This window comes from Thioclava sp. DLFJ5-1 (assembly GCF_002020115.1).
Lineage (GTDB): Bacteria > Pseudomonadota > Alphaproteobacteria > Rhodobacterales > Rhodobacteraceae > Thioclava > Thioclava sediminum.
The window spans coordinates 86,076-103,961 of the sequence record NZ_MPZU01000004.1 but is presented as its reverse complement, the minus strand read 5'-3'; the positions used below and the strand labels follow the sequence as shown (position 1 = coordinate 103,961).

The window sequence follows — 17,886 nt, the reverse complement described above, 5'->3', positions numbered from 1 at the left end:
CTGCGTGGTGCCGGATTTTTTTGCCGCATCGCAGCGCGAGGGATTGGATGTCGGAGGCGCTCGGCTGTGCGCCCCTGGTCGGAGGGATGGCCTCGACCGTTACCAATAGTGGAGGTTCGGCACCTGCAGAATGAGCCCATCAAGGGCCGCGCAGGGTCGACGCTAACGAGGGAAATGAAATGATCAATCGGCGTAAACTTATGATGTCTGCGGCTCTGGCCGGGGCCATGTCGATGAGCGGGGGCTTCGCCTTCGCGCAGGAGGACGACAAGATCAAAGTTGGCGTTCTGCACTCGCTGTCGGGCACGATGGCGATCTCGGAAACCACGCTGAAGGACACGGTCCTGATGCTGGTCGAAGAGCAGAACAAGAAAGGCGGCATCAACGGCAAGATGCTCGAGGCGGTCGTGGTCGACCCGGCCTCCGACTGGCCGCTGTTTGCCGAAAAGGCGCGCGAGCTGATCACCGTGGACAAGGTCGACGTGATCTTCGGTTGCTGGACCTCGGTGTCGCGTAAATCGGTTCTGCCGGTCCTCGAGGAACTCAACGGTCTGCTGTTCTACCCGGTGCAATACGAGGGCGAGGAAAGCTCGCGCAACGTGTTCTACACCGGTGCTGCCCCGAACCAGCAGGCGATCCCGGCGGTGGATTACTTCCTCGAAGAGCTTGGCGTCGAGAAATTCGCGCTGCTGGGCACCGACTATGTCTATCCGCGCACCACGAACAACATTCTTGAAGCCTATCTGCAGGACAAGGGCATCGCGAAGGAAGATATCTTCGTGAACTACACCCCCTTCGGTCAGTCGGACTGGTCGAAGATCGTCTCCGACGTGAAGGCGCTGGGCGCGGACGGCAAGAAGGTCGGCGTGATCTCGACGATCAACGGCGATGCCAATATCGGCTTCTACAAGGAGCTGGCGGCGTCGGGCATCACCGCCGAGGATATCCCCGTCGTGGCCTTCTCGGTCGGCGAAGAGGAGCTGTCGGGTCTGGGCGAGGCGGATCTCAAGAACCTTGTCGGTCAGTTGGCCGCGTGGAACTACTTCGAGAGCGCCGACACGCCGGAAAACGCGGCCTTCATCGAGCAGTGGCACGCCTTCACCGGTGACGACAGCCGCGTGACCAACGACCCGATGGAAGCCACCTATATCGGCTTCAACATGTGGGTGCAGGCGGTCGAGCAGGTCGGCTCCACCGATATCGACGAAGTCATCGCCGCGATGCCGGGGCAGGAATTCCCGAACCTCACCGGCTCCACAGCGAAGATGCTGCCGAACCACCACCTGACCAAGCCGGTCCTCATCGGCGAGATCATGGAAGACGGTCAGTTCGACATCATTTCGCAGACCGACCCCGTGCCGGGCGACGCCTGGACCGACTTCCTGCCGGAATCGGCGGTGCTCAAGTCGGATTGGCCGGGTCTCGATTGCGGCATGTACAACACCGAGACCGAAACCTGCGTTCAGAAGAAATCGAACTACTGATCGTGTCTTGGCCGGGAGGGGGGCGCCTCTCCCGGCCGTTTCATCCTAAGGGGACGGGATGCGCAAGTTTTTGATCGCGCTCGGGATTGTTCTGGCATTGGCTCTGCCGGGGCTGGCGCAGGACGCGGGCGACGCGCCGCAGGCGGAGGCCACGCAAAGCGAAGCCACGGGGCTGCGCGCCGTCCTTCAGGACTATGCCAAGCAGATCGCCAAGCCGTCGCGCCGCACGATCGGCCCGGTCATCGAGGCGGTCGCCGGTTCGGGCGAGGGGGCCTCGCGCTTCCTGCAGGCCTGGTCCGACAAGCGCGTGGGGCTGCGCGAAAGCGATGGCGCCTTCTTCATCGTGAAGAAATCCGGCAGCGAATATGAGCTGAGCGATCCGGTCACCGGAGAGCCCGCCGGCACCGCGCCGAAATCCGACATCAAGGAAGTGAAGCCGAATTCCGGTGTGCGGGCCGAGATCGGCGTGGCGCTGGTGCGGTTTCTGCTCAGCGATCCCGATCCGAAGAAACGCCGCGAGGCGCTGACCGCGATCGACCGCAACGGCGAGGCCTCGCATCTGGAGCCGCTGCGCGCCTCGATCCCCGACGAGCCCGATCCCGCGATCAAGGCGGAAAAACAGCGGCTGGAACGCCTGCTGACGATCCGCTTCGGCAAGGATGCCGAAGAGCGCGTCGCGGCGATCGACAGTTTCGGGGCCGATCTGGGGCTGGATTTCCGCGCGACGCTGAACCCGCTGGTGGCGACGACCCGCAAGGTGTTCGAAGGCGCGCCCGAGGGCAATGTTGCGGAAACCCTCAAGCCGGGTCGCGATATCCCCGAAGATGAGGCCTATGCGATGCTGGTCTCGGCCGATATGGCGCCCGCGCGGATTTCGGCCTCCGAGATGCAGCAGGCATTGGCGGCGCATGTCGAGAACGGTCAGGTGGGCGGGCTGCCGCTGGCTGCAATGGCCGATCCGGCCAAGCGCGAGGAGGCCTATGCGACGCTGGCCGCTGCCGGCGAGGTGCCAACACGTCTGACCGATGCAGAGGCTGAGAAACTCGTCGCCGATCACCAATACGCCGATATCTATGCCGAGCCCGACCCGGAAGTGACCACCGCCGCCGAGGCTGCGCTGACCCGCGTCAGCCGCACGGTTGCGGGGATGCAGACGGTCGATCTCGGCCTCGATGCGCTCTCGCTCGCCTCGATCTATTTCCTCGCCGCCATCGGGTTGGCGATCACCTTCGGGGTGATGGGCGTGATCAATATGGCCCATGGCGAGTTCATCACGATGGGCGCCTATACCGGCTATGTCGTGCAGCTTTTCGTGCCCGATTATACGCTGTCGATCCTGATCGCGCTGCCGCTGGCCTTTGCGATCACCTTCGGGGCCGGCGTCGCGATGGAGCGGCTGGTGATCCGGTACCTCTATAAGCGCCCGCTGGAGACGTTGCTGGCGACCTTCGGTATCTCGATCGCGCTGCAGCAGCTCTTCAAGAATATCTTCGGCACGCAAGCGCGTCCGCTGACCTCGCCGCCCTGGCTGGAGGGGGCATGGACGCTCAACGACGTGGTGTCGATCAGCTATATCCGCATCGCGATCTTCGTGCTCGCGCTGATTTTCCTCGCCCTCTACCTCTGGGTGATGCGCAAGACCCGCCTCGGGCTGGAGGTCCGCGCGGTCACGCAGAACCCGTCGATGGCGGCGTCTATGGGCATCAACCCGGATCGCATCAACATGCTCGCCTTCGGGTTCGGCTCGGGTATCGCCGGGATCGCGGGCGTCGCCATCGGGCTTTTCGCGAAAGTCACCTCCGAGATGGGGCAGGACTATATCGTGCAGAGCTTCATGACGGTCGTGGTCGGCGGCGTCGGCTCGATCTTCGGCACGCTGGCGGGCGCGACCCTGATCGGCGTGCTGCAAAAGGGGATCGAATGGCTGAACCCGTCGAATACGCTCGCGGCGCAGACCTACATGATCCTCTTCATCATCATCTTCATCCAGTTCCGCCCGCGCGGCATCATCGCGCTCAAGGGCCGGGCCGCGGGGGATTGAGCATGAGACAGACCCTTATCCCTTCCTCTTGGTCCAAATATCCCGCGGGGGTGCGGGGGTGCGAAACCCCCGCCGCAACCTCGGAGGTCCGCGCATGAAATCCGGATTTCTCGCCAAGAACCCGTCCGTCTTGTGGTTCCTGCTGATCCTCGCGATCTTCACGCTGGGCGTCACCTTCCTCTCCCACGCCTACGGGCCGGGGGCGATCTCGACCTCGATGGTCAAGACGCTGGGCAAGACGCTGTGCCTGTGCCTGATCGCCATCGCGATGGATCTGGTCTGGGGCTATACGGGCATCCTCTCGCTCGGCCATTTCGCCTTCTTTGGCTTGGGCGGCTACATGATCGGCATGTGGCTGATGTATGAGCGCACCCGCGACATCGTGCTGCAATCGGCGGGCGAGTTCCCGATGACCCCGCAGGAGGTCAATGACGCCATCGGCACGCAGATCTTCGGCGTGGTGGGCGGCTCCGATCTACCCGCGATCTGGACCTTCGCAGGCAACCTGCCGATGCAGCTGTTGTTCGTGGTGCTGGTGCCGGGGCTGCTGGCGCTGATCTTCGGCTGGCTCGCGTTTCGCTCGCGCGTCACCGGTGTTTACCTGTCGATCCTGACGCAGGCGATGACGCTGGCGCTGTCGCTCTACCTCTTCCAGAACGAGAGCGGGCTGCGCGGCAATAACGGGCTTTCGGGGCTGCAGAACATTCCGGGCGTAGGCGCGGGGCAGGATCATCTGTCGATCTGGTTCCTCTGGGCCTCGGCTCTGGCGCTGGGTCTGGGCTATATCGCGGCGTCGCTGATCGTCTCGGGCAAGTTCGGCTCGGTCATTCGCGGCATCCGCGACGACGAGGCGCGGGTGCGCTTCCTTGGTTATTCGGTCGAGGGCTACAAGCTGTTCGTCTTCACCCTGACGGCGGTGATCGCGGCCATTGCGGGCGCGCTCTATTACCCGCAGGCGGGGATCATCAACCCGGGCGAGATGGCGCCCATCGCGTCGATCTATCTTGCGGTCTGGGTCGCGATCGGCGGGCGCGGGCGGCTCTATGGCGCGGTAATGGGGGCGGCTTTCGTCTCCATCGTCTCGAGCTGGTTCACCGGGGGGCGCGTGCCCGATCTGCCGCTGGGTTTCTACACCATCGACTGGGTCGACTGGTGGCAGGTGCTGTTGGGGCTCGCCTTCGTGCTGGTGACCTTGTTCGCACCGAAGGGACTGTCGGGGCTGATCGATCTCTTCGAGGGCATCCGCCGTCCGAACCGCCATGGCGCGCCGCTCGGGCCGGATAAGGGCTCCTTCCGGGAAGAGGAGGCGCAGGAATGAATGTCGCGATCAAACCGGGGGCGGGGGCGCAGACCCTGCTGGAGGTCTCCGGCATCTCCGTCAGCTTCGACGGGTTCAAGGCGATCAACAATCTCAGCTTCAATATCGGTCCGACCGAGCTGCGCGCCGTTATCGGGCCGAACGGGGCGGGCAAGACGACCTTCATGGATATCGTCACCGGCAAGACCCGGCCCGATGAGGGCTCGGTGTTGTGGGGGGAAAGCTCGACCAACCTGCTGCGTTTGAACGAGGCGAAGATCGCGCGGATCGGGATCGGGCGGAAATTCCAGAAGCCCACCGTGTTCGAGGATCAGACCGTCACCGAGAACCTGATGATGGCGCTCAAGGCCAATCGCAGCCCCTTCGCGGTGCTGGGCTGGAAGGCCGGCGATGCCGATCGTGCGCGCGTCGAAGAGATCGCGGCGCAGGTGGGCCTCGCCGATCAACTGCCGCGCAAATCGGGCGAGCTGAGCCACGGGCAGAAGCAATGGCTGGAGATCGGGATGCTCTTGGCGCAGGAGCCGAAGCTGCTGCTGGTCGACGAACCCGCCGCCGGGATGACCTTGGCCGAGCGCGAGCAGACGACCGCGCTGCTGGTCGATCTGGCGCGCGATCATGCGGTGGTCGTGGTCGAGCACGATATGGAATTCGTGCGCCGTCTGAACTGCAAGGTGACGGTGCTGCATGAGGGGTCGGTTCTGGCGGAAGGCTCGCTCGACCATGTGACCGCCGACAAACGCGTGATCGAGGTGTATCTTGGCCGCTGATCTGACAAAACCCGCGATGCTGAAGACCGAGGGGCTGACGCTCCATTACGGGGGCAGCCAGATCCTGCACGGGATCGACATGGTGGCGCGTGCGGGCGAGGTGACCTGCATCATGGGCACGAACGGGGTGGGCAAGACCTCGCTGCTGAAGGCGATCTCGGGGACGCATCTGCGCTCGGGCGGGTCTGTCACGCTCGATGGCGCCGAGATGGGCCGCGTGCCGCCGCAGGCGATGGCGAAGGCGGGGCTGGGCTATGTGCCGCAGGGCCGGATGATCTTCCCGCTGCTGACGGTGCGCGAGAATATGGAGACGGCTTTCGCCTGCCTTCCGAAATCCGAGCATGTCATTCCGGATGAGATTTACGAGCTCTTCCCGATCCTGAAGGACTTCCTCAATCGCCGGGGCGGGGACCTCTCGGGCGGGCAGCAGCAGCAATTGGCGATTGCGCGGGCGATGCTGATGAAGCCGAAGCTGTTGTTGCTGGACGAGCCCACCGAGGGCATCCAGCCCAACATCATCCAGCAGATCGGGCGGGTGATCTCCTACCTGCGCGAGAAGGGCGATATGGCGATCGTGCTGGTCGAGCAGTATTTCGACTTCGCGCATGATCTGGGCGATAGCTTCTACGTGCTCAAGCGCGGCGCGGTCGCGATGGAGGGGACGAAAGAGACCCTGACGCGCGAAGCATTGCGCGAGGTGGTCAGCGTCTGAGGCGCAGGGCGCGGCCAGCTTCGCGCCTTCGCGAGGTTCGTGCCTCATCGCTGTCCGTTGCCTGAGCGCGGCTGCGAGAGCCTATCCTTTGTCTAATTGTCCGACTCGCCCCTTTGGGCGCATCCTTTCCGCAAGGTCAGGTCTGTTTGGACGTAAGGCCGGACCTCAGGGAGAGGCGCGCCGGGAGGGGCGCGTCTGTTAGGGAGGGAGAAACCCATGAAACGCGTTCTTATTCTGGCCGCGCTTGGCGCGCTGGCCAGCTCTTCGGCTGTGGTGGCTCAGGAGGTCTCGGTGGAGCGGGGCAAACTGGTCTCGATCACCTCGGGTTGCCACGACTGCCACACCGCCCGGTATAACGAATCCGGCGGCAAGATCGACCCGGAGGCGGCGCTCAAAGGCGTGCCGCTTGGCTGGCAGGGGCCGTGGGGCACGACCTATGCGGTCAATCTGCGCGACGAGATCAAGGACATGGACGAGGACGGTTTCGTGAAATACGCGCAGACCTTCGACGCCAAACCGCCGATGCCGTTCTACAACGTGCATGCGATGCCCGAGAGCGATCTGCGCTCGCTTTACCAGTACATCAAGTCGCTCGGAGACCCGGGGGAGCCGATGCCCGAGGCCTTGCCGCCCGGGGAGGCTCCCACGACGCCCTATATCGTGATGGCGCCGCCGATGATGCCGAACTAGGGCGGCGCGGTTTGCGCCATCGGCCCGAATGATCGGCATCAATTCCGAGATCCGCACGCAGCTGCTATCCTGTCAGGAGAGGAGGCGTGATGATCCGAGCCATCGTCATAGGGCTTGCACTGTTATGTCCGGCAGCGGTCGGGGCCTGTCCCGCGCCGCTGCCGATGTCCGTGCCCGATGCGGTGACGGAGGCGCTCGCCGAATGGATCGAGGCGCATAGCGACTACACGGTGCCGGAGGGCGCGCCTGCGATCTTCATGTGCCAGAGCGGGGAGGTCATCACCTATGAGGGGCACGACCTTCTGGTCGATTCCGATCTGCGCGCGGCCTATGATCTGGTGGAGGATCGAATCTTCCTCGTCGGACCTTGGTCCGAAGACGATCCGATGCAGCTATCCTCACTGCTGCATGAGTTGATCCATCGCGCTCAGTTCCATGCGCGCGACTGGCCCTGTCCGGCGGCGGCCGAGCCGGAGGCCTACCGTCTGCAGGAGGCGTGGCTGGCCGAGCGGGGAATCGATCCGGGCTTTGAATGGGTCGAGATTTACCTGCATGCGCGCTGTCCCTCGGACCGTCACCCGTAGAACGCGCATTCGCGAGATCGCAAAAGGTTCCCAAGATAACATTCCTGTAAGCGGATTGTTGCCAACCCGCTGATGCGCGGCGAAATTCTCCTTCGGCGAAGGGGGTATTCGGGGCTATGGAGGAGGTAACGAAGACGCAACAATTCGACATCGACAGTGATCGCCCATGCTCTCTATCTCTGACCTTGCGGGCCGCGCGGCCCCTCTTTCGCTTGTTCTGATCGCGGCTCTGACCGTCTCGGCCTGCACCCCGACCACCGGCGACCGGATGGGCTTTGCCAGCGCGCGGGATCAGGCGAGCTCCGTCAACCTCGAACGTCGCGCCTATGCGGTCGAAGTGGCCAAGCAGATGCGCGCCAAGCGCCAGCGTGTCTGGTGTGTGCCGTTTGCGCGCAATGCCTCGGGCATCGACATTCGCGGCAATGCCAAGACGTGGTGGTCGCAGGCGAAGGGACTGTATGCGCGCGGTCATCAGCCGAAGGTCGGTGCGGTGATGGCGTTCTCGGCGACCGGTCGCAATCCGCTGGGTCATATCGCGGTGGTCTCGGGCGTCGACTCGCCGCGTCAGATTCGCGTCGATCACGCGAATTGGGAGCGTAACAAGGTGTCGCTCGACATGGTCGTGGTGGATGTCTCGGAAAAGAACGACTGGAGCCGTGTGCGCGTCATGAGCAATCCCGGCGCGCTGGGCCGCGTCTATCCGATCACCGGGTTCATCTCGAAAGGCTGAGGCCGGAGAGGGCGGGGGCGCTCAGCCCTCGCTGGTCAGCCGTTCGGCCTTTTTGCGCACCAGCACGCTGCGCAGGTCGTGCATCGTCAGCAACAGCGTATCCGTGATCTCTTCGAGCTGGGCATCGGTCGCCTTCGACTGCGCCCATTGCGTGACGAGATTGAGGTGATCGACCGCGCGCAGGATGTCGTCGACATCGCGCTGGGCGAGCACCTCGCGGCGATGCGCCATCCACGCCTCGATCTCGGCGCGATCGTCCTCAGTCAGAACCCGGTCGCCTTGCGGTTTGATCTCGCCGTTGCGGATGTTGATATTAGCGATCGGGTCCATCTCGATCCGGCGCTGACGGTTCTCGGTGTCGACGCGAAACACCGTCGCGCCGTTTTCCTTCACCCGGAAGTAATACTCGGGCAAGTCAGTCATTCGCCAGTCTCCCTCGGCCGTTCCGCCTTATGACAGCCCTTCGCAGAAGGCCTTGATCCGGGCGCAGGCCTCGGTCAGGGCCGCGTCCGATGTAGCGTAGCTGATGCGGAAATTCGGTGAAAGCCCGAAGGCCGCGCCGAAGACCACGGCGACGTTGTTTTCCTCCAAGAGCGCATTGGCGAAATCCTCGTCGCTCTCGATCTTGCGCCCGCCTGCGGAGGTCTTGCCGATGCAGTCCTTGATCGAGGGGTAGACGTAGAACGCGCCCTCGGGCGTCGGGCAGGAGATGCCGGGGCAGGCGTTGAGCCCGGCCACCACCAGATCGCGCCGCCGCTTGAAGGCGGTGCGGAAGGTGTCGATGAAATCCTGCGGACCGTTGAGGGCCTCGACTGCGGCCCATTGCGAGATCGAGCAGGGGTTCGAGGTGGATTGCGATTGCACCTTGCGCATCGCCGCGATCAGCTCTTTCGGGCCGGCCGCGTAGCCGATCCGCCAGCCGGTCATCGCATAGGCCTTGGAGACGCCGTTGACCGTCAGCGTGCGATCATAAAGCGCGGGCTCGACCTGCGCGGGCGTGGTGAATTCGAACCCGTCGAAGGTGAGATGTTCATACATGTCATCGGTCATCACCCAGACATGCGGGTGGCGCATCAGCACCTCGGTCAGCGCGGTCAGTTCTTCGCGCGAATAGGCAGCACCCGAGGGGTTCGAGGGCGAGTTGAAGAGGAACCACTTGGTGTTCGGCGTGATCGCGGCTTCCAGCGCCTCGGGGCTGATCTTGTAGCCCATCGCGGGATCGCCCGGCACGAAGACGGGCGTGCCGCCGCCGATCAGCACCATATCCGGGTAGCTGACCCAGTAGGGGGTCGGGATCACCACCTCGTCGCCGGGGTTGAGCGTCGCCATCAGCGCGTTGAACAGCACCTGCTTGCCGCCCGAGGAGACGGAGACCTGCTCGGGCGTGTAGGACAGTCCATTCTCGCGGGCGAACTTGGCGCAGATCGCCTGTTTCAGCTCGGCGATGCCGTCGACGGCGGTGTATTTGGTCTTGCCTGCGTCGATCGCGGCTTTCGCGGCGTCCTTGATCGACTCGGGCGTGTCGAAATCGGGCTCGCCCGCCGAAAGGCCGATCACATCGCGGCCTTCGGCGCGCAATTCGGCCACCTTCCCGGTCATCGCGACCGTCGGCGAAGGTTTCACCCGTGCAAGCGTGTCGGAAAGGAATGCCATCGCGTCGCCCTTGATTTGTAACTCGTTCGGCAAACTTCTAGGCTCGGCACCAGAAGCGTTCAAGCGAAAGCGGGAGAGAGACATGGTCGACGATTGGTATGGCGAGGCGAGCGCAACGTTCGGCGACCGGCTTGCGGGCGCGCGCGAAGCGGCAGGGTTGAGCCAGGAGGATCTGGCAACGCAGCTGGGCGTCCGGCTCGAGACGCTGCAGGCTTGGGAAGAAGACGTGCTGGAGCCGCGCGCGAACCGGCTGCAGATGCTGTCGGGGATGCTCAACGTGACGCTGATGTGGCTGCTGACCGGATCGGGCGAGGGGCTTGACGGCCCGCCCGAACAGGGAGAAGACGCAAAGGCGGAACGCGCCCTCGTGCGCGAAATCCGGGAAGTGCGGTCCGGGCTCGAAGATCTCGATGTGCGGCTGGCACGGCTGGAGAAGCGCTTGGTGGCAGGAGAGAGTTGATGACAGAGACGCGAGAGGCGCGGCTGAAACGGATGAAGATGCGCAGCTGGCGGCGCGGGATCAAGGAAATGGACTTGATCCTCGGGCCTTACGCCGATGCGTGTCTGCCGGAACTCGATGCCGCCACTCTCGATCTCTATGACCAGCTTCTCGAAGAGAATGATCAGGATCTGTATCCGTGGGTCTCGGGCGCGCAGCCTTGCCCGCCGAAATACCTCGAATTGCTGTCCGTAATCGGCCAATTCGCCCGCGAACGGCACATTACGAAAACCTGAAAACGGCGCGGAAGCCCCGGATTTCATAGGGTTTTGCGCGAATTTTCGGAGAATTCGGGCCGCTTAACGGTATCTTTGTCATTTCCCGCCACTGTCTTGCGTCAGGGGCAGCGAAACTGGCGGAGAATGCTATGACCGTGCAGAAATCTGCAAGCGACATGACGCCCGTCCCGGCGACGCCGGGGCTGATGGCGGGATACTTGGACAGCCTTTCGCTGCTGGAGCGGCTGCACCGCTTGCTGCTCGACGTCATCAAGGACGAGTTCGAGCGGCTAGGCATCCTCGAGATCAACCCGGTGCAGGCGCTTTTGCTGTTCAACGTGGGCGAGAACGAGGTGACCGCGGGGGAGCTGAAGACCCGCGGCTATTATCAGGGCTCGAACGTCTCCTACAATCTCAAGAAGCTGGTGGAGGCGGGCTACATGCACCATCAGCGCTGCGAGATCGACCGACGCTCGGTGCGGGTGCGCCTGACCGCGAAGGGGCGCGAACTGCGCGAGAATGTGGCGACCCTGTTCGAGCGCCACGCCTGCGGGATGGAGACGCGCGGCGTCATCACCTTCGACGCGATGGAGGAGATGAACCACACCCTGCGCCGGATGGAGCGCTACTGGACCGACCAGATCCGCTATATCTACTGAGCCTTGTGCAGGTCGCGTTTGCGCGATGACGCCCGGTTCTCCTTGCCGCAACAGCGTGAGGCGTGCTTCCTTGCCGTGACGATATGCGGCGAGGGGACGCGGGATGAAACAGCTTGGACAGAAGGCGATGCGGGGCGCGATCCGGGTCGGCATGGCGGCGGCGCTGCCGATTGCGGGGCTCGCATGGTGGAAGCGCGACGAGATCGCGCGGCTGCGCGCTGTGAACCGTCTGTTCGAGCCCGACCGGATCGTCGGCAATTTCTCCAACATGCCCGCGCTGTTTCATTCGCGCGAGATCGCACGTGGCGACGGGCCGGTGTCGGAGTTGGCCCTCGGCGCGGAGGAGGCGCTGCCCGAGGGCGTCGAGGATTGGATCGACCGGCGCTGGGTCACCGCGCTGGTGAAGCTGCGCCACGGCCAGATCACCCATGAACGCTATTTTCGCGGCACCGCGCCGGAAGATCTGCGCATCTCCTGGTCGATGGCGAAGAGCTTCCTCTCGGCCACGCTGGGCATCCTGCACCATCAGGGCGTGATCCCCGATCTCGACGCGCCGCTCACCCGCTTTGCGCCGCAGCTGAAGGGCTCGGGCTATGAGGGCGTGTCGATCCGCGATGCGCTGGTGATGTCCTCGGGCGTGGCCTTCAACGAGGACTATCTGGATTTTCATTCGGATATCAACAAGATGGGCCGGGTGCTGGCGATGGGCCGGTCGATGGACGCCTTCGCCGCCTCGCTCAAGATCCGCGAGGCGGAGCCGGGCGCGCGGATGCTCTATGTCTCGATCGACACGCATGTTCTGGGCATGGTGATCGCCGGCGCGACCGGGGCCGATCCGGCGGAGGTGATGGGAGAGCTGCTGATCGCGCCGATGGGGCTGGAGGCCGCGCCGGTGATGCTGACCGACGGGCTGGGCGTCAGCTTCGTCCTTGGCGGGCTGAACCTGCGGACGCGGGACTATGCCCGTTTCGGTCAGATGTTCCTGCAAAAGGGTTTCTGGAACGGCCGCCAGATCGTCCCCGAGGACTGGGTTACGCAATCGACCGCGCTGCAGGCGCCGAAGGGCGAGGGCTACGGCTATCAGTGGTGGGTCCCCGTCGACACGGCGGAGCACGGCGGCGACTATTTCGCACGCGGCATCTACGGCCAGCACATCTATGTCAGCCCCGCGACCGACACCGTAATCGCGCTCAACGCCGCCGACTGGCGTTTCAAGGAGGAGGGCGTCGAGGAGGAAAATCTTGCCAAGCTGCGCCGCATCGCAGAGGTTTCCTGAAAGGGAGGGCCGCGCGATGCAGATGTATGAGGCGATCAACGTGCTGGGCGGAACCTTGCAGCCCTGTTCGCTCAAGCCCCGGACCGGGTTCTTCCGCGATGGCAGATGCAACACCTGCTGGGAGGATAGCGGTTCGCATACGGTCTGCGCTGTGATGACGGCGGAGTTTCTCGCCTTCTCGAAATATCTCGGCAACGACCTGAGCACGCCGCGCCCGGAATATGATTTTCCGGGGCTGAAACCGGGCGACCAATGGTGCCTGTGCGCCTCGCGCTTCTTGCAGGCGGTGCAGGAGGGCTGCGCGCCCGAGGTGATGCTGGCTTCGACCCATCGCGATGCCCTGCGGGTGGTGCCGTTCAAGATGCTGGCCGATCATGCCGCCGAGAAGAAGGGCGGGAAGGGCTGAGTTTCAACCCGTCGCGCCACCCACCGGCACCCAGAGCACATCCTCGATCTTCGGCGCGCCGGTCGCGAGCATCACCAACCGGTCGAAGCCAAGCGCGATGCCCGACGCCTCGGGCATGATCTCGAGCGCTGCGAGGAAATCTTCGTCGATCGGGTAACGCTCGCCGTAGAGTTCTTCCTTCAGATCCATATCGCCCTCGAAGCGGCGGCGCTGTTCGGCCGGATCGGTCAGTTCGCCGAAACCATTCGCGAGTTCGACCCCACAGGCGTAAAGCTCGAACCGTTCGGCGACGCGACCGTCGTCCGGGGCCGGGCGGGCCAGCGCGGCCTCGGCCAGCGGATAGCGATCCAGAATCGTCGCGTGGCCGTGGCCCAGATGCGGCTCGACCTTCGCGACCAGCAGTTTCGAGACGATGTCGGACCAGCTATCCGCATCGGCCACCGCGAAGCCTATCGCCTCGCATTGCGCGCGCAGGGCTTCCGCGTCGGTCTTGGCCCCGTCGCAGGCGGCGAGCAGGTCGATCCCGGCATGGCGCTGGAAGGCGTCCGCGACCGACAGGCGCTCGGGTTCGGCGAAGGGATCGCATTCGGCGGGGCCATAGCGGAGCACCGTCGATCTTGCGGCCTCGGCTGCCAGCCGCAGCATCGCCGCGCAATCGGCCATCAGCGCGGTATAGTTTTCGCCCGCGCGATACCATTCCAGCATAGTGAATTCGGGCGAATGGCGCTTGCCCGCTTCGCGATTGCGCCAGACATGGGCGAAGGCGGCGATGCGCGGCTCACCCGCCGCCAGCAGTTTCTTCATCGCGAATTCGGGCGAGGTGTGCAGATACATCCGCCGCGCCGCGCCGTCATTGCCGATCATCTCGGTGGCGAAGGCGTGCAGATGCGCCTCGTTGCCGGGTGAGACCTGCAGCGCGCAGGGATCGACCTCGACGAAATCCTCTGTCGCGAGCCAGCCGCGGATCGCGGCCTGAATGCGGTTGCGCGCGAGAAGGGCGGGGCGGCGGTCGGCGTGGCGCTCGGGCGTCCAGAACGGGGGCATGGAAGGCCTTTCAGGCTGGAAATCGGGGCGCAAATGGTTTAGGCGCTCTGCAATCCGGGCGCCAGAGCCTGTTTATCCGAATTCAAAGGGGTCCTTTCATGGCGAAAGTCATCGCTTCCTCTGTCCGCAAGGGCAACGTGCTTGAAATCGACGACAAACTCTACGTCGTGATCACCGCGCAGAACATCCATCCCGGCAAGGGCACGCCTGTCACGCAGGTCGATATGCGCCGCATCTCGGACGGCACGAAGGTGTCGGAGCGTTGGCGCACGACCGAGCAGGTCGAGCGTGCGCATGTCGAAGAGCGCGAGTACGATTTCCTCTACGAGGATGGCGAAGGCTATCACTTCATGGACCCCGAGACCTATGAGCAGCTCGCGGTGCAGGATGACGTGATCGGCGATGCGAAGGTGTTCCTGCGCGACGGCATCCGCGTCCATCTCAAGACCTTCCAGGAGAACGCGATCGCGATCGACCTGCCGCAGAAAGTCACCGTCGAAGTCGAAGAGACCGAGCCGGTCGTGAAGGGTCAGACCGCCTCGTCGAGCTACAAGCCCTCGATCTGCACCGGCGGGATCCGCGTGATGGTGCCGCCGCATATCGGCGTGGGCACCCGCATCGTGATCAACACCGAAGACACGACCTACGTCGAGCGCGCGAAGGACTGATCCTTGCCGCGATCTTATAGAAGAGGCGCCCTGCGGGGCGCCTTTTTTGTTTGCGGATTGGGTGGGTCAGACGGGGCGTTGCGTGGGGCGCGCAGGCCAGACCTCCAGCAGCCCGGCGCCCAGCACCAGCGCGCCGCCTGCGATTTCCAGCGCGGCGAGCTGTTCGCCCGCGATCAGTGCGGCGGAGACGGCGCCCACCAGTACCTCGCTCATTAGCAAGATCCCGATCCGCGCCGGTTCGAGCCGCACGGTCGCCCACATCAGCGCCGCGGTCGCAGCGCCCCACCAGAACACCCCGGCAGCACCGATCAGTCCAACCGACGCGGCCCAATCGACGCCCGCAGCGGGGAGCGGCGCAAGGAACGGCGCGAGGCAGAGCGCGGTGAGGGCCGCGCCGGCCGCGAAGACGAAGGTGGCAGGACCGGGCGAAAGCGTCGATCTGGTGCGCATCCCCGTGGTCGCGACCGACCAGATCACGCCGCCTACAAGCGTCATCCATTCGCCCAAGCTGCTGGGTAGCGGCATGCCACCGCTTCCGCCCAGCATCAGGCCGAGCCCCGCTAGGCCGATGACGATCGCGGCCAGTCGCAGGCGCGAGATCGGCCAGCCCAGCACGAACCGTCCGATCACCACCGACCAGACCGGGGTGAGAAACCACAGCAGGATCACCAGCGCGACGCGGCCATAGAGAAAGCCGATCGAATAGAGCGCAAAGGCCGTCCCGCCAAGCGCGACCGAGATCAGCGCGGCTGGCGTGGCGGCGGCGAGTTCGCAGCGCTTGGTCCAGGCGACGGGCGCAAGGGCCACGCAGGCGACCAGGGTAATCGCGACCGTACCCCAAGCGCCCGCCAGACCGTGCCCGTCGAGCGCGCGCACCGGGAGCCAGTAAAGCCCCCAGAGCGCACCCGTAATTAGCGTGATTGCGCTGGCGATGAAGGTGACACGGGCCTCGCTCACCCTTTGATCCGTTCGACCCACGCTTCGAGGGCCGCAAGCGACTCGGGTTCGTCGAGGAAGGGGATGTGGGCGCGGTCGGCGACGCGCGCATAGATCATGTCCGGACGGCGGCGCTGCATCTCGTCCACCGTGGCGTCGCTCAGCAGATCGGAATTCGCGCCGTGGGTCAGGACGATCGGCAGCCCTTCGGTGGCCTCGAAGAGCGGCCAGGCTGGCTCGACGCCGCCCTTGAAGGCGCCGAGGAAGGCATCGCGTAGGGCCGGATCATAATTGATCTTCAGCCCGTCATCGGTCTCCACGTAATGGTGGCGGACCTCCATCGCCCAGCGATTGGGCGGCACCTTGTCGAAACCGATCATCGCCTCGGGCAGCTTCTCGGCCATTTCCGCATAGCTCTTCGCCGCTGGGTTGCGCCCGATATAGTCGAAGATCTTGTTCAGCCCCTTCTCGTCGAGGACAGGCCCGACATCGTTCAGCGCGAGCCCGGTCATGCGCTCTTTCGCGGTTAGCGCGAGATACATCCCCACGAGGCCCCCGCGCGACGTGCCGAGGATCGCGGCCTTCTCGATCCCCAGATGATCGAGCAGTTGCAGCGCATCCGCCGCTTCGCGCGGCACGGTATAGGTTTTCTCACCGGTCCAGTCGCTCTCGCCACGGCCGCGATAGTCCATGCAGATCAGCCGCACGTCCTTGAGATGCGGCGCGACGTAGTCGAAATCGCGGGTGTTTCGCGTCAGCCCGGACAGGGCCAAGACCGGCACGCCGCTGCCACTGTCGCGATAGGCGATCTTCGCGCCATCATCCGCGGTAAAGAATTCCATTACGCCGCTCCTCTCTGGATTGCTGACCTGTCAGCGATCATAGTGCGTTAGAGGGAGATCGCCATGGCTGACACGCTGGAAAGATTACACGAAAGACTGAGTGCGCTCGAAGACGAAATCGAAGCGGAATGGGAGCGCAGGCGCGAGGCGATGGCGTTCCGGCTCGATCACAACCGGGTGGTGTTCGAGGCGGGCGTGCGAGATGCGCATCGGCAGGCGCGGGTGGGGCTTTTGCGTTTCCTGTCCTATGCGCGCCCGATGGTCATTCTGACCGCCCCGGTGATCTATTCGCTGATCGTGCCCTTCGTGCTGCTCGACCTCTTCGTAAGCCTCTATCAGGCGATCTGTTTTCCGATCTACCGCATCGCCAAGGTGAAGCGCGCCGATCATATCGTGATCGACCGTCAGCATCTGGCCTATCTCAATGCGCTGCAGAAGCTGAACTGCGTCTATTGCGGATATTGCAACGGGCTTCTGAGCTATGTGCGCGAGATCGCGGGCCGGACCGAGCAATTCTGGTGCCCGATCAAGCACGCGCATCGGGTGAAGGGGCCGCATCTCCGCTACCGCGATTTCGTGGAATACACGGATGCGGAAGGATTTCAGGCGCAGACAATGCGGCTGCGGCGCGCGCTGCGCGAGATGGACGAGTGAGCGCCTCTCAGAGGTGGTCGGGCACCGCGCGCAGATCCGTCAGGATCGCCGCCGGTTTGTAGGGCAGTCGCTCGACCGGAGCGTTTGCGCGGTTGACCCAAAGGACGTGGAAGCCCGCCTTGGCCGCGCCCGCCGCATCCCAGCCATTCGACGAGACGAAGCAGGTCCTCTCCGGATCGACGCCCATCTTCTGCGCGATCATCTCGTAGACGGCGGCGCGGGGTTTGTAGTGGCCGATCTCGTGGATCGAGAGCACTTCGTCGAGCAGATGCCCGACCCCCGCCGCATGGACCGCAGCCCCCAGCATGTCCGGCGCGCCATTCGACAGGATCGCACGCCCCACACCGCGATGATGCAGCGCGTCGAGCATCTCGGGCACTTCGGGGAAGGCGGGCAACTCGCGGTAAAGCGCCATCAGCCGCTCGGCCAGATCGGGATCGTCGAGGTCCTGCGCCGCCATCGCCCAATCGAGCCCGTCGCGGGTCAGCTGCCAGAAATCGACGTAATCGCCCATCACCTCGCGCAGCCAGCTATATTCGAGCTGTTTGCGGCGCCAATCGGCGGCAAGGCGCGGCCAGATCTCGGTCAGGCGCGGCTCCTCAGCGGCCAGATTGCGCGCGGCGGCGTCGACGTCGAAAAGCGTGCCGTAGGCGTCGAAGACGCAAAGCTGAATGGACATGATATTTCCTCCCGAGCCTCACCCTA

At 64.3% G+C, this 17,886-nt stretch carries 21 protein-coding genes; 15 read left to right on the top strand and 6 right to left on the bottom strand.

What is annotated here, in order from left to right; all coding sequences use genetic code 11:
• Positions 1–203 precede the first annotated feature (203 nt).
• The 8 genes from urtA (at position 204) to BMI86_RS13300 (ending at position 8,326) form a co-directional block, all read left to right on the top strand.
• Positions 204–1,484, top strand: coding sequence for an urea ABC transporter substrate-binding protein (gene urtA, locus BMI86_RS13335; protein WP_078542093.1), 1,281 nt, complete (start codon positions 204–206; stop codon positions 1,482–1,484).
• A gap of 58 nt (positions 1,485–1,542) precedes the next feature.
• Complete coding sequence (urtB, locus tag BMI86_RS13330) at positions 1,543–3,525, top strand: urea ABC transporter permease subunit UrtB (RefSeq protein ID WP_078541844.1); 1,983 nt, start codon at positions 1,543–1,545, stop codon at positions 3,523–3,525.
• A gap of 94 nt (positions 3,526–3,619) precedes the next feature.
• Positions 3,620–4,843, top strand: a complete 1,224-nt coding sequence (urtC, locus tag BMI86_RS13325; RefSeq protein WP_078541843.1) for an urea ABC transporter permease subunit UrtC — start codon at positions 3,620–3,622, stop codon at positions 4,841–4,843.
• Positions 4,840–5,610, top strand: a complete 771-nt coding sequence (gene urtD / locus BMI86_RS13320; RefSeq protein ID WP_078541842.1) for an urea ABC transporter ATP-binding protein UrtD — start codon at positions 4,840–4,842, stop codon at positions 5,608–5,610. The genes urtC and urtD overlap by 4 nt, the downstream gene beginning before the upstream one ends.
• A 16-nt stretch (positions 5,611–5,626) precedes the next feature.
• Entirely contained in the window at positions 5,627–6,322 is a 696-nt protein-coding gene (gene urtE / locus BMI86_RS13315; protein ID WP_075776995.1) for an urea ABC transporter ATP-binding subunit UrtE, read from the top strand.
• A 216-nt stretch (positions 6,323–6,538) separates the two neighbouring features.
• On the top strand, positions 6,539–7,012 hold the full coding sequence (locus BMI86_RS13310) for a c-type cytochrome (protein ID WP_078541841.1): 474 nt from the start codon (positions 6,539–6,541) through the stop codon (positions 7,010–7,012).
• A gap of 89 nt (positions 7,013–7,101) precedes the next feature.
• A complete protein-coding gene (locus BMI86_RS13305) occupies positions 7,102–7,596 on the top strand; it encodes a DUF6647 family protein (protein WP_078541840.1) in 495 nt (164 codons plus the stop codon).
• A gap of 166 nt (positions 7,597–7,762) precedes the next feature.
• Positions 7,763–8,326 (top strand): CHAP domain-containing protein, encoded by a 564-nt coding sequence (locus tag BMI86_RS13300; protein WP_078541839.1) that lies wholly within the window; start codon positions 7,763–7,765, stop codon positions 8,324–8,326.
• A gap of 21 nt (positions 8,327–8,347) precedes the next feature.
• Here the strand turns inward: BMI86_RS13300 and BMI86_RS13295 are convergent, their stop codons facing one another.
• Together BMI86_RS13295 and BMI86_RS13290 are read right to left on the bottom strand one after the other, a co-directional pair.
• Positions 8,348–8,749, bottom strand: coding sequence for a hypothetical protein (locus tag BMI86_RS13295; protein WP_078541838.1), 402 nt, complete (start codon positions 8,747–8,749; stop codon positions 8,348–8,350).
• 27 nt (positions 8,750–8,776) lie between these two features.
• On the bottom strand, positions 8,777–9,979 hold the full coding sequence (locus tag BMI86_RS13290) for a pyridoxal phosphate-dependent aminotransferase (RefSeq protein ID WP_078541837.1): 1,203 nt from the start codon (positions 9,977–9,979) through the stop codon (positions 8,777–8,779).
• A gap of 82 nt (positions 9,980–10,061) precedes the next feature.
• Between BMI86_RS13290 and BMI86_RS13285 the strand changes: the two genes are divergently transcribed.
• From BMI86_RS13285 to BMI86_RS13265, 5 genes are all read left to right on the top strand, one after another.
• Positions 10,062–10,439 carry a helix-turn-helix transcriptional regulator gene (locus BMI86_RS13285; RefSeq protein ID WP_078541836.1) on the top strand — a complete coding sequence of 126 codons (378 nt, stop codon included), beginning with the start codon at positions 10,062–10,064 and terminating at the stop codon, positions 10,437–10,439.
• Positions 10,439–10,714, top strand: a complete 276-nt coding sequence (locus BMI86_RS13280; RefSeq protein WP_078541835.1) for a succinate dehydrogenase assembly factor 2 — start codon at positions 10,439–10,441, stop codon at positions 10,712–10,714. The genes BMI86_RS13285 and BMI86_RS13280 overlap by 1 nt, the downstream gene beginning before the upstream one ends.
• 158 nt (positions 10,715–10,872) lie before the next feature.
• Entirely contained in the window at positions 10,873–11,355 is a 483-nt protein-coding gene (locus BMI86_RS13275; RefSeq protein ID WP_093477043.1) for a winged helix DNA-binding protein, read from the top strand.
• 103 nt (positions 11,356–11,458) lie between these two features.
• Entirely contained in the window at positions 11,459–12,631 is a 1,173-nt protein-coding gene (locus BMI86_RS13270) for a serine hydrolase (RefSeq protein WP_143594801.1), read from the top strand.
• A 16-nt stretch (positions 12,632–12,647) separates the two neighbouring features.
• Positions 12,648–13,037 carry a DUF2237 domain-containing protein gene (locus BMI86_RS13265; RefSeq protein ID WP_078541834.1) on the top strand — a complete coding sequence of 130 codons (390 nt, stop codon included), beginning with the start codon at positions 12,648–12,650 and terminating at the stop codon, positions 13,035–13,037.
• Between the two features lie 3 nt (positions 13,038–13,040).
• On the opposite strand, the gene epmA is transcribed toward BMI86_RS13265, so the two are convergent.
• Positions 13,041–14,081 carry an EF-P lysine aminoacylase EpmA gene (epmA, locus tag BMI86_RS13260; protein WP_078541833.1) on the bottom strand — a complete coding sequence of 347 codons (1,041 nt, stop codon included), beginning with the start codon at positions 14,079–14,081 and terminating at the stop codon, positions 13,041–13,043.
• A 98-nt stretch (positions 14,082–14,179) separates the two neighbouring features.
• Between epmA and efp the strand changes: the two genes are divergently transcribed.
• Complete coding sequence (efp, locus tag BMI86_RS13255) at positions 14,180–14,749, top strand: elongation factor P (protein WP_078520244.1); 570 nt, start codon at positions 14,180–14,182, stop codon at positions 14,747–14,749.
• A gap of 66 nt (positions 14,750–14,815) precedes the next feature.
• Here efp and BMI86_RS13250 read toward each other — a convergent pair whose 3' ends face one another.
• Entirely contained in the window at positions 14,816–15,706 is an 891-nt protein-coding gene (locus BMI86_RS13250; protein WP_078541832.1) for a DMT family transporter, read from the bottom strand.
• Positions 15,703–16,527 carry an alpha/beta hydrolase gene (locus tag BMI86_RS13245; protein WP_078541831.1) on the bottom strand — a complete coding sequence of 275 codons (825 nt, stop codon included), beginning with the start codon at positions 16,525–16,527 and terminating at the stop codon, positions 15,703–15,705. Before BMI86_RS13245 ends, BMI86_RS13250 begins: the two co-directional genes overlap by 4 nt.
• A 63-nt stretch (positions 16,528–16,590) precedes the next feature.
• Here BMI86_RS13245 and BMI86_RS13240 point away from each other — a divergent pair, with 63 nt between their 5' ends.
• Positions 16,591–17,181: a hypothetical protein gene (locus BMI86_RS13240; protein WP_078541830.1), complete on the top strand. Its 591-nt coding sequence runs from the start codon at positions 16,591–16,593 to the stop codon at positions 17,179–17,181.
• A gap of 7 nt (positions 17,182–17,188) precedes the next feature.
• Here the strand turns inward: BMI86_RS13240 and BMI86_RS13235 are convergent, their stop codons facing one another.
• Complete coding sequence (locus BMI86_RS13235) at positions 17,189–17,860, bottom strand: haloacid dehalogenase type II (protein WP_078541829.1); 672 nt, start codon at positions 17,858–17,860, stop codon at positions 17,189–17,191.
• Between the last annotated feature and the right edge of the window lie 26 nt (positions 17,861–17,886).

What these genes read in the sequence shown, in the direction of transcription:
- efp (WP_078520244.1), top strand. Translation starts at nt 14,180, where the DNA reads ATGGCGAAAGTCATCGCTTCCTCTGTCCGCAAGGGCAACGTGCTTGAA.
- BMI86_RS13265 (WP_078541834.1), top strand. Translation starts at nt 12,648, where the DNA reads ATGCAGATGTATGAGGCGATCAACGTGCTGGGCGGAACCTTGCAGCCC.
- BMI86_RS13275 (WP_093477043.1), top strand. Translation starts at nt 10,873, where the DNA reads ATGACGCCCGTCCCGGCGACGCCGGGGCTGATGGCGGGATACTTGGAC.
- epmA (WP_078541833.1), bottom strand. Translation starts at nt 14,081, where the DNA reads ATGCCCCCGTTCTGGACGCCCGAGCGCCACGCCGACCGCCGCCCCGCC.
- BMI86_RS13300 (WP_078541839.1), top strand. Translation starts at nt 7,763, where the DNA reads ATGCTCTCTATCTCTGACCTTGCGGGCCGCGCGGCCCCTCTTTCGCTT.
- BMI86_RS13305 (WP_078541840.1), top strand. Translation starts at nt 7,102, where the DNA reads ATGATCCGAGCCATCGTCATAGGGCTTGCACTGTTATGTCCGGCAGCG.
- BMI86_RS13245 (WP_078541831.1), bottom strand. Translation starts at nt 16,527, where the DNA reads ATGGAATTCTTTACCGCGGATGATGGCGCGAAGATCGCCTATCGCGAC.
- BMI86_RS13240 (WP_078541830.1), top strand. Translation starts at nt 16,591, where the DNA reads ATGGCTGACACGCTGGAAAGATTACACGAAAGACTGAGTGCGCTCGAA.
- BMI86_RS13270 (WP_143594801.1), top strand. Translation starts at nt 11,459, where the DNA reads ATGAAACAGCTTGGACAGAAGGCGATGCGGGGCGCGATCCGGGTCGGC.
- BMI86_RS13290 (WP_078541837.1), bottom strand. Translation starts at nt 9,979, where the DNA reads ATGGCATTCCTTTCCGACACGCTTGCACGGGTGAAACCTTCGCCGACG.
- BMI86_RS13280 (WP_078541835.1), top strand. Translation starts at nt 10,439, where the DNA reads ATGACAGAGACGCGAGAGGCGCGGCTGAAACGGATGAAGATGCGCAGC.
- urtB (WP_078541844.1), top strand. Translation starts at nt 1,543, where the DNA reads ATGCGCAAGTTTTTGATCGCGCTCGGGATTGTTCTGGCATTGGCTCTG.
- BMI86_RS13285 (WP_078541836.1), top strand. Translation starts at nt 10,062, where the DNA reads ATGGTCGACGATTGGTATGGCGAGGCGAGCGCAACGTTCGGCGACCGG.
- BMI86_RS13235 (WP_078541829.1), bottom strand. Translation starts at nt 17,860, where the DNA reads ATGTCCATTCAGCTTTGCGTCTTCGACGCCTACGGCACGCTTTTCGAC.
- urtD (WP_078541842.1), top strand. Translation starts at nt 4,840, where the DNA reads ATGAATGTCGCGATCAAACCGGGGGCGGGGGCGCAGACCCTGCTGGAG.
- BMI86_RS13295 (WP_078541838.1), bottom strand. Translation starts at nt 8,749, where the DNA reads ATGACTGACTTGCCCGAGTATTACTTCCGGGTGAAGGAAAACGGCGCG.
- urtC (WP_078541843.1), top strand. Translation starts at nt 3,620, where the DNA reads ATGAAATCCGGATTTCTCGCCAAGAACCCGTCCGTCTTGTGGTTCCTG.
- BMI86_RS13310 (WP_078541841.1), top strand. Translation starts at nt 6,539, where the DNA reads ATGAAACGCGTTCTTATTCTGGCCGCGCTTGGCGCGCTGGCCAGCTCT.
- urtE (WP_075776995.1), top strand. Translation starts at nt 5,627, where the DNA reads ATGCTGAAGACCGAGGGGCTGACGCTCCATTACGGGGGCAGCCAGATC.
- urtA (WP_078542093.1), top strand. Translation starts at nt 204, where the DNA reads ATGTCTGCGGCTCTGGCCGGGGCCATGTCGATGAGCGGGGGCTTCGCC.